General features: G+C 66.5%; 12 protein-coding genes. 6 read left to right on the top strand and 6 right to left on the bottom strand.

The window, feature by feature from the left end; genetic code table 11:
* Nucleotides 1-43: 43 nt before the first annotated feature.
* Nucleotides 44-223: a YbdD/YjiX family protein gene (locus A5789_RS37635; RefSeq protein WP_064902152.1), complete on the bottom strand. Its 180-nt coding sequence runs from the start codon at nt 221-223 to the stop codon at nt 44-46.
* A 29-nt stretch (nt 224-252) separates the two neighbouring features.
* Nucleotides 253-2,547, bottom strand: a complete 2,295-nt coding sequence (locus A5789_RS04300) for a carbon starvation CstA family protein (protein ID WP_064902133.1) — start codon at nt 2,545-2,547, stop codon at nt 253-255.
* Between the two features lie 194 nt (nt 2,548-2,741).
* Between A5789_RS04300 and A5789_RS04305 the strand changes: the two genes are divergently transcribed.
* Nucleotides 2,742-3,827, top strand: coding sequence for a hypothetical protein (locus tag A5789_RS04305; RefSeq protein ID WP_156747569.1), 1,086 nt, complete (start codon nt 2,742-2,744; stop codon nt 3,825-3,827).
* A 58-nt stretch (nt 3,828-3,885) separates the two neighbouring features.
* Here A5789_RS04305 and A5789_RS04310 read toward each other — a convergent pair whose 3' ends face one another.
* Nucleotides 3,886-4,839 (bottom strand): YafY family protein, encoded by a 954-nt coding sequence (locus A5789_RS04310; protein ID WP_064902131.1) that lies wholly within the window; start codon nt 4,837-4,839, stop codon nt 3,886-3,888.
* 100 nt (nt 4,840-4,939) lie between these two features.
* Between A5789_RS04310 and A5789_RS04315 the strand changes: the two genes are divergently transcribed.
* Entirely contained in the window at nt 4,940-5,554 is a 615-nt protein-coding gene (locus A5789_RS04315; protein WP_064902130.1) for a TIGR03086 family metal-binding protein, read from the top strand.
* Here the strand turns inward: A5789_RS04315 and A5789_RS04320 are convergent.
* A complete protein-coding gene (locus A5789_RS04320) occupies nt 5,527-5,988 on the bottom strand; it encodes a MarR family winged helix-turn-helix transcriptional regulator (protein WP_063012466.1) in 462 nt (153 codons plus the stop codon). The genes A5789_RS04315 and A5789_RS04320 overlap by 28 nt on opposite strands.
* A gap of 100 nt (nt 5,989-6,088) precedes the next feature.
* On the opposite strand from A5789_RS04320, the gene A5789_RS04325 reads away from it, so the two are divergent.
* Nucleotides 6,089-6,511 carry a heme-binding protein gene (locus A5789_RS04325; protein ID WP_181064036.1) on the top strand — a complete coding sequence of 141 codons (423 nt, stop codon included), beginning with the start codon at nt 6,089-6,091 and terminating at the stop codon, nt 6,509-6,511.
* 100 nt (nt 6,512-6,611) lie between these two features.
* Here A5789_RS04325 and A5789_RS04330 read toward each other — a convergent pair whose 3' ends face one another.
* Nucleotides 6,612-7,049, bottom strand: coding sequence for a heme-binding protein (locus A5789_RS04330; RefSeq protein WP_193615551.1), 438 nt, complete (start codon nt 7,047-7,049; stop codon nt 6,612-6,614).
* A gap of 165 nt (nt 7,050-7,214) precedes the next feature.
* Here A5789_RS04330 and A5789_RS04335 point away from each other — a divergent pair, with 165 nt between their 5' ends.
* The 3 genes from A5789_RS04335 to A5789_RS04345 all read left to right on the top strand — a co-directional run bounded on the left by A5789_RS04335 (nt 7,215) and on the right by A5789_RS04345 (nt 10,561).
* Nucleotides 7,215-8,072 carry a hypothetical protein gene (locus tag A5789_RS04335; RefSeq protein ID WP_064902127.1) on the top strand — a complete coding sequence of 286 codons (858 nt, stop codon included), beginning with the start codon at nt 7,215-7,217 and terminating at the stop codon, nt 8,070-8,072.
* 114 nt (nt 8,073-8,186) lie between these two features.
* A complete protein-coding gene (ychF, locus tag A5789_RS04340; protein WP_064902126.1) occupies nt 8,187-9,281 on the top strand; it encodes a redox-regulated ATPase YchF in 1,095 nt (364 codons plus the stop codon).
* A gap of 215 nt (nt 9,282-9,496) precedes the next feature.
* Entirely contained in the window at nt 9,497-10,561 is a 1,065-nt protein-coding gene (locus A5789_RS04345) for an NADAR family protein (protein ID WP_197516549.1), read from the top strand.
* 445 nt (nt 10,562-11,006) lie between these two features.
* On the opposite strand, the gene A5789_RS04350 is transcribed toward A5789_RS04345, so the two are convergent.
* Nucleotides 11,007-11,294: a hypothetical protein gene (locus A5789_RS04350; RefSeq protein ID WP_064902124.1), complete on the bottom strand. Its 288-nt coding sequence runs from the start codon at nt 11,292-11,294 to the stop codon at nt 11,007-11,009.
* Between the last annotated feature and the right edge of the window lie 195 nt (nt 11,295-11,489).

The raw sequence follows: 11,489 nt of genomic DNA on the forward strand, positions 1-11,489 counted from the left end.
GCCCGGTCGACCGGACTCGCCGCCGATCATCGGCGGGGCGAGCTCAGCAGCACCGGGTCCCGGGGTTGCGATCGGCCGCCGCGTGCCGTTCGCGCCAGTATTCACTCTCGGTCGGAATCGACCGGTCGGGATGCCGACGCCGCAGATGTTCCACATATCGCGGGTAGTCCTGCCCGCCGAGCACCGCGTTCATATAGCGGGCTCCCGCCCGGACTGCGCGCAGCGGCGCCCGCAGCACAGCGAATTCGCTAGCTAAGAAGCCGGTTCCGGCGTCGCCGCGGCCGCCGCGCCGGGGACCTTCGCCGCGCCCGAACGCTCGTACTCCGCCCATTCGCGCTGCACCTCCTTCTCGGTTTTCGTCGTCACGAAACCCGACGGCCCGAAGATCTTCGACGGCACCTCCGGAGTCTCGGTGGTGGCCCCACCGCCGCGGCGCACCGCCTGCACACAGACGATCACACCGACCGCCGCCACGATCAGCACCAGCACCGCGAAAATGATCGACAGTGAGCCCTGGATGAACGTGTTGCGCACGACCTTGTCCATATCGGCCATGCTCTTGGCCGGCGCCAGCACCTTCCCGGCGTCACGAGCGTCGCTGTAGATGCGGTGCTGGGTCCAGTAGCCGATGTTCTTGTCGCCGGAGAAGATCTTCTGCCACGAGGCCGTCATGGTGACGATGAGATCCCAGATCAGCGGCAGCGCCGGAATCCAGGCCCACTTCCACAGCCGCTTCTTCATCACGATCACCAGTACCACCGTCAGCGCGACCGCGGCCAGCAGCTGATTGGCGATGCCGAACAGCGGATACAGCGTGTAGATGCCGCCGAGCGGATCGGTCACGCCCATCAGCAGCACCGAACCCCAGGCCGTGACCACGACGAACGTGCACAGCCAGGCTCCGGGCCGCCAGGACGGATCCTTGAATTTGCGCGCCGGGCCGCCGAGGTTGCCGAGCGTGTCCGAGAGCATGAAGCGCGCGACGCGAGTGCCCGCATCGATGGTGGTCAGGATGAACAGCGCCTCGAACATGATCGCGAAGTGGTACCAGAACGACTTCATCGCGGCGCCGCCGATGAAGTTGTGCATCACCTCGGCCATACCGACCGCCAGGGTGGGCGCGCCGCCGGTGCGGGAGTAGATCGCTTGCTCACCCACGTCGTGAGCGGCCTGGTTCAACTCGTTCGCGGTGATCGGTGTGCCGCCGAGCCCGAGGGCGTTCACCTTGTCGGCGGCGGCCTGCGCGCTGGTGAGGCCGCCGGTGTTCATCGCGAAGTACAGATGCTGGTCGAGAATGCTGGCCGCGATGATCGCCATCACCGCGACGAACGACTCCATCAGCATGCCGCCGTAGCCGATCATCCGTGCCTGCGACTGCTTTTCGAGCAGTTTCGGCGTGGTGCCCGAGGAGACCAGTGCGTGGAATCCGGAGAGCGCACCGCAGGCGATGGTGATGAACAGGAACGGGAACAGGCTGCCGGCGAACGCCGGACCCTTGGAGTTGCCGGCGAATTGGGAGACCGCGGGCGCGTGCAGCACCGGCATGGTGATCACCACGCCCAGCGCCAGCAGCACGATCGTGCCGACCTTCATGAACGTCGACAGATAGTCGCGCGGGGCCAGCAGCAGCCACACCGGCAGCACCGAGGCGATGAAGCCGTAGATGATCAGCATCCACGCGATGGTGGAGCCCGAGAGGGTGAACACGTCACGGCCCCAGCCGGATTCCGACACCCAGCGCCCGGAGACGATGGCCAGCAGCAACAGCGCGAAGCCGACGACGGAGATCTCGCCGACCTTGCCCGGCCGCACATAGCGCAGGTACAGGCCCATCAGCAGCGCGATCGGAATCGTCATCGAAATCGAGAACACACCCCACGGGCTGCCGCCGTGCAGCTGCCCGTCGGCCCCCTTGGTCGCGGCGAGCGCGTTGACCACCACGATGCCCAGCACGGCCAGCAGAATCACCATGATCACCAGCACCGCGATCAGCGCCGCGATACCGCCCACCACACCGAGTTCGTCGCGGGCCATCTGCCCGAGGCTGCGGCCGCGGCGCTTCACCGATGCCCACAGCACCAGATAGTCCTGGACTGCACCGGCGAGCACGACGCCGATCACGATCCACAGCGTGCCCGGCAGATACCCCATCTGCGCCGCGAGGACCGGCCCGACCAGCGGCCCGGCGCCGGCGATGGCGGCGAAATGGTGACCGAACAGGACCCGCCGGTCCATCGGCATGTAGTCGGTGCCGTTCTCCAGTTCCTCTGCCGGAGTAGCGGTGTCGTCGCGCGGTGTGGTGATCTTCCATTCGATCAGCCGGGCGTAGAACTGGTAGGCGATGATGTAGGTGCACACCGCCGCGATGACGATCCACACCGCGTTGACGTCCTCGCCACGAGCGACGGCGAGAATCGCCCAGGCGACCGCACCGAAGACGGCGACGGCCGCGAAGATCGCCTTCTTGGCCGGCGTGATCGGCCGGCGGTCGACGATCCCGACGGGAGGCAGGTCCGGCTCGGTTCGGAGGTATTCGATGGTCGCCATGCGAGCTACTCTCCCGTGCTGGTGTAGGTCCGATCGGCGACGAGTTTCCCCGCCCGCCCGGACATCAGGTGGAACTGACTCAAGGTAGCGGAATCCCGCCGAATCGGGCGAGCCCACTGTGGGATCCGCACTCCGTTCAGAAACTGTTCATCGGACCGGATCCCGGCGTCCGAGGCGAAACCGCAGGTGGCCGCGTGTCGTTCGGGCCGGACGCGGGTGCGATCCGTAGCTCCGAACCTGGTCTGCGGTTGTATAGGTGGGTGAGGACTGCGCGTTCGGTGTTGTCGGCGATCGCCATGCTGCTCGCAGCGGCTTCGGCGATCGGGTGCTCGAGACCGATGCAGGGGCCTGACCAAGCCGAGCGTGATAGCTGGTCGCGGGCGATCGAATCCGCGATACAGGCGTTGCCGGGGGTGGCCGACGCATCGCACACGTTCCAGTACCACCGGTACGGTGACTACAGCTCCGGCCTCGATGTTCGGTTGAAGGACGACGCAACGGCCCCGCAGGCAGAGGCCGTGGTGCGCGTGATGGCCACCCAGCAGCTACCGCCGCAGTACCGAGGTGACTCGACGGTGCTGAAAATGGTCCGGATGACGGACTCGTATTTCGCGTCCTGGCGTTTCGGTGGCGACACCACCAGGAAAGCCGAAGCGGCAAACACTTGGGCGCGAGTGTCGGCGAGCCGGCCTGGAGCCGAGATCCATTGGAGTGACGGCGGAACATTCGCAGCCGACGTCGAAGGCCCGGCCGAGAAGGTCATCGTGGCCGCGAGTTCTGGTACCGAACCCTCGAGCGCCACCGCGGCGATGCGAAAGATCGCCGGCGAGTTTCCCGAACTGGCGGCCCGTGACTGGACGGTGGCCTCCGGTTACCACGATCTCTCGATCGTGGGCTCGAGTCTGGGACCCGACTCGAGCACGAGCCGCCGTACCCGCTTCCCGTCCGACAGTGAACTCGAGTTGTGGGAGTGGTTGGTTACCGATCAGCCTTTCCCGTACTTCGCCGACATCCGTGTGTACGACCCGCCCGGTGTGGGTGGCCGCACACTGGGCGTCGCGATTCTTCCGCCGGCGGGCGAGGTGTTCAGTGCGGAGCAGGCTGCACAGTTGGCCGGTCAGCACCTTCCCCGCCTCGCTCGGTCCGGTGCCGTGGTCGAGTACACCCTCCGCGGGCACCAAGGCTTCCGCTTCGAGGTCCTGGTAGGCGGTTGCCCGGATCCAGGCCGAAAAGTTTCGGCCGAGGCGGAGCCCTTCGTTCGTCTGTACGAACGCTGTTAGTGCCGTATCGGACCTCACAGGGCTGTCCTCGGGCCCTTTCCGGGGGCCATCGGAAGCGCTATTCGGGTGGGACAGCCGACGAATAACGACGGCCCAGTGTCCGGATGTGGTCCACGAGTTCCGGCGGCTCGTCGACGCGGAAGTCCATCATCAACATGCTCAGGTAGATCGCGATGGTCTCCAGAGTGTCCGCACCGGTGTACAACACACACGATTGCGCGTCGACGGCTTCCACCACACCGACGGCCGGGTTGATGCGCGCGATCACGGTCTCGGCGGGCGCCAGCACCGTGACCCGGGCGTGGACTCGCCAACCGGCCCTGGCGATTTCCCGCAGGACGAAGGCCACCAGATCGTCATCGGGCAGCGTGCGGGCCGCGAAGTGGTGGGAGCCGGTCGCGACGTCGTCGACGGAGGCCACGGGAAGGGCGCGCCAGCAATGGCTTTCGAGATCGTAAGCGACGAGATACCACCGGCGTTGCCAATTGATCAGCCGATACGGCTCGAGGCGTCCGCCGTCGACGTTCAGGACCCGGGTACCGCGTATCGCCGACGCGATGGTGGCCAGAGTCTGCGCCGGCACGGGCGCATCGGGTTCGCGTGAGCCGGTCGTGGCGGGACCGATCTCGGTGGCCGTGCGCAACGCTGTCACCTTGCGCTGCAACCGAACCGGCAGAATTCGCTCCAGCTTGGCGAGCGCCCGCGCCACGTTCTCGTCGATATCCGCGATCCCGGTGGAGCCGTCCTCGGCGAGGCCGATCGCCACCGCCACCGCGACGGCCTCGTCGTCGTCGAGCAGCAGCGGCGGCATGGTCTTGCCCTGACCGATCCGATAGCCGCCGACCGCACCGCGCTCGGCATGGACCGGATACCCCAGTTCCCGCAGCCGTGCGATGTCCTGACGCAGAGTCCGGTCGCTGACATCGAGCCTTTGTGCCAGCTCCCGACCGGTATAGGTGCGGTCCTGCAACAGCGACAGCAGCCGCAGCACGCGGGTTGTGGTGGAGGTCACATCGAAGCGCTTTCCGTCGGCGAATTATTAGGAAGAAAACAAGCCTAATTGGCGCATAACCTGAGTTCAACGCCGAAAACGAAGAACGAAAGGCCCTCCGATGAACAGCACCTCCGTTTCCCCCGCCGCCGCTCTCGCCCCGGTCTGGCGTGACGTCGTCGCCGAGTCCTACCGCGCTCTCGCCGACGCGGTCGCGGGAATCGGCGCCGCCCAGTGGGACCTGCCGACTCCCTGCTCGCAGTGGACCGTCACCCAGGTCGTGCAGCACGCCGCCGGTGATCAGCTCGCCTTCGCCGCGGCCCTGGGGCTGGGCACCGGCCCCGCCTACGACCCCTTCGCCCCCTCCGGCTCGCTCGACGGCACCGGCACACGGCTTGTCTCCGCTGCCATCGAGCAGACCGCCGCCGCCTGGGCCACCGTCACCGACGACGCCGAAACCGTTCCCACCCCGCTCCCGCACGGCGTCCTCCCGACCCCCGTCGCCGCCGTCATGGCTGCCCTGGATGCTGCCGTCCACGCCTGGGACATCGCGGTCGCCACCGGCCGGCCGTCTCCGCTGACCGACACCCTGGCCACCCATCTCCTCACTGCCGCAACCGATCTGATCGAACCGCTGCGCCAGTGGGGCGCGTACGCGGCCGTGCTGGATGCCGAGCCCGGCGATACCGCCGTCGACACACTGCTGCGCTACCTCGGCCGCGACCCGCGCGTCTGAGTCTGCCGGTTGTCCAGCACGCGGGTCAGCAGCTCGACCAGGTGTTCGCGCTCCGCCTTCGTCAGCTCGCCGAATATCTCGTCCTGGGCGGCAGTCAACGTGGCATCCAGTTCGTGCAGTCGCCGCTCGCCGGCCGCGGTGAGGGTGATGAGGTTGCGGCGGCGGTCGTCCGGATCCGGCTCTCGCGCAACGTATTTTTGCGCCTCGAGCTCGGCCAGCATGGCGTGCATATCGCTGCGGTCGATCCGGCAGCGCTGGCCGATCGCCACTTGACTGGCGGGCCCGAACTCGTCGAGTGCGGCCAGAATCGAGAAATGGTAGCCGCGGGCGCCGACCGCCGACACGGCTTCTCCGATGCGCCGCTGGGCGAGTGCGGCGGTCTTGCTGACCAGCCAGCTCGGTTTGCCGCGCAGGCGTGCGGGCGTGTCGTCCATGCGTGAAGTCTACTGGATTCGTTGGACGAGCCAACGAATGTGGGGTAGCGTCGCCTGGACGAACCGTTGGTACAGCCAACGATTATCGGAGGTGGAGAAGATGTTGCTCACGCTGGATGAAGCGCACGCCATCAGCACTCGGATACGCTCTCGCGCTGGGGAATTGGGTGCCCGAGTGACCGTGGCCGTCGTGGACGAGGGTGGACACGTGCGAGTGCTGGACCGGATGGACGGTGCGCCACCGCTGTCGGCCCGGATCGCTCCCGCGAAGGCGGCCGGGGTCGCCCTGTTTCATCGCGAGGGCGGTGAACTGCAGCAACTCCAGGCGGCGTGGCCCGCCCTGTTCGATCGAATCGATCAGCTGTCGCCGACGCCGATCGTGGTGGGTGCGGGCTCTCGGCTGATCCGTCGCGACGGTGTCGTGGTGGGTGCGGTCGCGGTCAGCGGCGGTCGGCCCGAACAGGACGACGAGTGCGCCGAGTTCGGGCTGGCTTGTGCCCGGCCGACGCCGGACCCGGTGTAGCAGAACGCCGGCGGGCGTGGTGCCACGCGCGCAACTGTGCCGGTCGCATGGTCGGATCCCGCTGCGTCGCCGGCTACCAGAGCACGTGCGAGTGTCTCGATCAGGCTGTGTGCGAACGATATTCGTGCCAGCGCTGCACGGCGACCAGCACGGCCTCTTCGTCCTGTGTCGCATGCGCACCCGAGGCCCCGGCGGCCCCGAGAATCACCCCGTTCTCGGTGACGAGCACCCCGCCCGCGAACGGAATGTAATCACCGTCGTAGAGATGCTGAATGCTGTCGACGATCTCACCCGGCAGGGGGAGTTGTCCCGACGGATGCAGTGTCAGTAGTGCGGTGCGCGCCTTGGCCACCGCGAGGCGACTCGTCATCGGCATCCCGCCGTCCGCCCGGCGCAGCGCGATCACCGCACCGCTCACATCGGTAACCGCCACCGCCAGCGGCGGAAATCGATGTTCGGAGGCCACCGCCAGTGCGGCGGTCACCAGCCAATCGGCATCGGCCAAGCCCAATCCGGGAAGTCGAGGGATCTGCGCCATGAAACGACCTTAGCCCGGTGTGGTCGCATGTGCGGGCTGCGGTGTGGATCGTCGAATCCGTTGCGGCAGAGTATGTTTGTTCAGCTGCACAGCGGATCGAGCGCGCGTACGGGTGTTCGCGATTCGTTCCTGGGGTCGAGGGTCGTCGAACGGTAGGTTGACGGCATGTCCATCGACGATCTTCCGGCCGAGGTCGCGCGCAGTGTCGGGCTGTTCCTCACGGCCGTCGACGAGTTGTCGCCGGGCTTGATCAGCGGCTTCTATCTTGTCGGCTCGGTCGCGTTGGAGGATTTCCATCCACGCGGTGCCGGGCGAGGGCGGCTCGCCACCGCGAGCGATATCGACTTCGTCGCGGTGACCGATCGGCGCATCGAGCCCGACTCGCCGGAGATGGCAGCCGTGGCCGAGGCGCACAGCCGCACGGTCCGCGCCGCACGGCGGCCGAATTTCGATGGTGCCGTTGTGCATTGGGCGGATCTCGCGGCCGGGCCGGACGAGTGCCCCGATGTTCCCTGCGCCCAGGAGAGCCGGTTCACCACCTCCGGTCGCTTCGGCATCGACCCGGTGACGTTCTGTGAGCTGGCCTGGCACGGGATCACGGTTCGCGGCCCACAGCCGGGCGATATCGAGCTGTGGGCGGATCGGGTGGCCTTGCGCGGCTTCACCGTCGACAACGTGCGCAACTACTGGCGGCCGTGGTGGGAACGTGCCCGGGCAGCGCATCCGCTGTCGCTCGCGGTGGGGCTGACCCCGTGGTTTCCGGTATGGGCAGTTCTCGGGGTGAGTCGCCTTCATCATGTGCTCGCGACCGGAACGATGACCTCCAAATGCGGAGCCGGCCGCTATGCGCTGCGGTCGTTCGACCCGCGTTGGCAGCCGATCATCGCCGAGAGCCTCCATCTCCGCACGCGCGGCGCCGAGGGGTGCCGCTCCTATCGCAATCCGCTCACACGCCGCCGTGACACTCTCGCGTTTCTGGATGCGGCGATCGAGAGCGCGCTCGCGCTGCCCGCCACTTTCTGAGTAGCCGGTCGCGCGCGGGTGACAGAACGCGTCCGGATACCGGACACTCCATCCGGTGGTCGCGACCTGGGCAGATTCGGTTGCCGAACGTGCGCCGCGTAGACTCTTGCACTCGTGAGTCTCACCCTCGGTATCGTCGGCCTGCCCAACGTCGGAAAGTCGACGCTGTTCAACGCGCTGACCCGCAACGACGTGCTCGCGGCGAACTACCCGTTCGCCACCATCGAGCCGAACGTCGGCGTGGTGCCGCTGCCCGACCCGAGGCTGGACAAGCTCGCCGAGATCTTCGGCTCCGAGCGCATCGTCCCCGCGACCGTGTCGTTCGTCGACATCGCCGGCATCGTGAAGGGCGCCTCCGAAGGCGCGGGCCTGGGCAACAAGTTCCTCGCCAACATCCGTGAAGCCGACGCCATCTGCCAGGTGGTCCGCGTCTTCGCCGACGACGACGTGGTCCACGTCGACGGCAAGGTCGACCCGCTCAGCGATATCGAGGTCATCGAAACCGAGCTCATCCTCGCCGACCTGCAGACGCTGGAGAAGGCGGTGGTCCGCCTCGACAAGGAAGCCAAGGTCAAGAAGGACCGCAAACCGGTGGCCGACGCCGCCAAGCAGGCCCAGGAATTCCTCAACGAGGGCAAGACCCTGTACGCGGTCCGCGACAAGCTCGACGCCGACCTCCTGCGCGAACTGTCGCTGCTGACCACCAAGCCCTTCCTCTACGTCTTCAACGCCGACGAGTCGGTCCTGACGGACGAGGCGCGCGTCGCCGAACTGAAAGCCGCAGTCGCCCCGGCGGATTCGGTCTTCCTCGACGCCAAGGTCGAAGCCGAACTCCTGGAACTCGACGCCGAGTCCGCCCTCGAGCTCCTGGAATCCATCGGCCAAACCGAACCCGGCCTGCACGCCCTGGCCCGAGCCGGCTTCCACACCCTCGGCCTCCAGACCTACCTCACCGCCGGCCCGAAAGAGGCCCGCGCCTGGACCATCCACCAGGGCGACACCGCCCCGAAGGCAGCCGGCGTCATCCACACCGACTTCGAACGCGGCTTCATCAAGGCCGAAATCGTCGCCTTCGACGACCTGGTCGAAGCCGGCTCCATGTCCGCCGCCAAGGCCGCGGGCAAGGTCCGGATGGAGGGTAAGGACTACGTCATGCACGACGGCGACGTGGTCGAGTTCCGCAGCGGATTAGCGTCTGGGAAGAAGTAGGGCAGCGCGTATATCGCTGCTGATAGAGACTCAGTCGTTTCGCTGCGTCGAGCGCTGGCCGGTTCGGTCCGCGCGGTATGCGGCATGTCCGCGCGTTGGACAACAAACGGTCCGCCGGTCGAAACTGAGCCTGAGCAGGCCGTTCAGGCCAGAGGAACAGTCCGTGGGGCACCCGGTCTGGTGGACCGGCCCCGTATGCTGCGGGGATGGGGAGAATGAATCGCACCTACCGTGTAGTCGACGGCGATCGCGTTGAAGGTACCTGGCGGCACGTGTTCATCCGCAACGGCGACTACCACCTCACCGACCTGAAGATCTACGCCGACGGCATGATCGACTGTTCGGAACTGGTGAACCTGAACGAGTTCGCGGAGAAGGTGCGCTCTGGCTGGGTCGCGACGACGCTGCCGGAAGGCGCTCGAGCGTCCGCGTTTCACATGGCAACGTGGAAGTTCGGCGATCCTCGAGTCTGGGTGAATGCCGACGAGTTGATCGGCGAAGTCGCCGACGAGATCGACCATCTGGCTGGACGGCCCGACTCGACCGACCGGTGCGATATCGCGATCAACGCCTATCTCGCCGACCGAACCGAAGAAAATCGTGCGTTGCTTCGGGCCGCATACTTCGCGATCCCTGCACACCTGCGGTGTTACGCGCTGGGTGACCAGGATGTCCAAGACCGGCCGTTGGTTGCCCTGTTCGACGACGATCCCGACGAGCGTGAGAAGGCGTTCGACTACTTCGACCGCTGTGAGCGGGAACAGCAGGAATGGAAGACGCGGATGCCTGCCGACGGACCGGATGAGCCGGTTGCTGGTGCGGTCACCATCCGGGGCATTGTCTACGCCAAAGGTTGGCCTGAGGACGCTGGTGTCGAGTTACTGCAGAACCGCGCCCCGGTACCGATCGCTGTCGACGGGGTTACCTACCCCACCCTGATCCATGCCTACTGGGCGCTGAGCACCTCCGACGAGGCCACGCGCAGGCGTATCGCCGAAGTGGAGCGGCCGCATCACGCCGCGGAACTCGCCCGCGAGGCACCGCGGCGGGACGGGTGGGCCGACGCTCGGGTCGCCGTGATGGCACAGTTGATGCGGGCCAAGTTCCGGCAGCATCCAGACCTCGCCGAGTTGTTGCTCTCCACGAAGGATGCCCCCATCCGATCCAATGAGCACTACGACTCGAAATTCTGGGGGCCGGGCAGGCAGTGGGCAGGCCGCTTGCTCGAGGTGGTTCGGGCGGAGCTGGCCGCACAACGAGCTGGAATCATCGTCCCGTGATCCGGTGCGGCCCTTGCGAAACGCTTCCGCTTGATCGTTTTGAACATCATGAAGATACGATCGCGCTCCTCACGTACTCCCGCCAATGCCCACAACTGCACAGCGGACGCCACACACATCGGCATGTGCGCGCACTCGAGCTCAGTGGAGTCAGTCGGGCGATGTGACAGGGGATCGGTCTCAGGTCGGTGCCGGCACCTTTTCGATCGGTGAGTCACGCGCAGAGGTTATTTCACTTCGGAACGCGAGTCGAGCACCGAACAGTGCGTTTGGCGTGCAGATATAGGGCGTCAAGGGGGTCGAGTTCCGTAGCGGATTAGCCTCTGGGAAGAAGTAGGGCAGCGCGTGCATCGCTGCTGGTAGAGCCTCTACTGAGGCCCCCATCCGGTATTCGGGTGGGGGCTCAGTCGTTTCGCCGGCGATAGGGCAGGCTCGACGCCTGGGATCATTCGGGCGTTGTGGGTCCGGCCTGGTCGTCTGCGTGATCGGGGACATCAGGCGCCGCGATCGGTGTGGGTGCCGTCTCGTGTGGGCGATCGGCTCCGATCGCGGCGAACAGTCGCTCGACAGAGTCGATGGATGCGTCGGCTATGTGGATGTCGGTGCCGTCAGGTAGCCGGACGCTCAGCGCCTTGATCCGGTAGCGAGCGACCCAATCACGCAGAATCTGCACGAGCACGGTGATCGCCCCACCGGTTCCCAGAGCTCCGAGTAGCAACTCGGTGGCCGTCATGACCGGTTCAGGCTGTCCCCTCAAGAGGTATCCATCGGTGAAGGTCGGAGGATTACCCGATGGCGCTGTGCGAGAGCGGATGTCGGTCCACAGGATGTCATCCGTGCTGAGGTCGGTCGGGGGTGTCATGGCAACCGTGTAAGTCCGGGCGATCTGTGATCAGATGCCCTCGGACGGGCGGTTGAAGGAGAGATT

Origin of the sequence: Nocardia sp. 852002-51101_SCH5132738 (genome assembly GCF_001665695.1) — a bacterium.
Lineage (GTDB): Bacteria > Actinomycetota > Actinomycetes > Mycobacteriales > Mycobacteriaceae > Nocardia > Nocardia nova.

Coding starts and splice junctions, on each gene's coding strand:
- A5789_RS04300 (WP_064902133.1), bottom strand. CDS start 2,547: ATGGCGACCATCGAATACCTCCGAACCGAGCCGGACCTGCCTCCCGTC.
- A5789_RS04315 (WP_064902130.1), top strand. CDS start 4,940: ATGAACAGCACCTCCGTTTCCCCCGCCGCCGCTCTCGCCCCGGTCTGG.
- A5789_RS04320 (WP_063012466.1), bottom strand. CDS start 5,988: ATGGACGACACGCCCGCACGCCTGCGCGGCAAACCGAGCTGGCTGGTC.
- A5789_RS04325 (WP_181064036.1), top strand. CDS start 6,089: ATGTTGCTCACGCTGGATGAAGCGCACGCCATCAGCACTCGGATACGC.
- A5789_RS04330 (WP_193615551.1), bottom strand. CDS start 7,049: ATGGCGCAGATCCCTCGACTTCCCGGATTGGGCTTGGCCGATGCCGAT.
- A5789_RS04335 (WP_064902127.1), top strand. CDS start 7,215: ATGTCCATCGACGATCTTCCGGCCGAGGTCGCGCGCAGTGTCGGGCTG.
- A5789_RS04345 (WP_197516549.1), top strand. CDS start 9,497: ATGAATCGCACCTACCGTGTAGTCGACGGCGATCGCGTTGAAGGTACC.
- A5789_RS04350 (WP_064902124.1), bottom strand. CDS start 11,294: ATGACGGCCACCGAGTTGCTACTCGGAGCTCTGGGAACCGGTGGGGCG.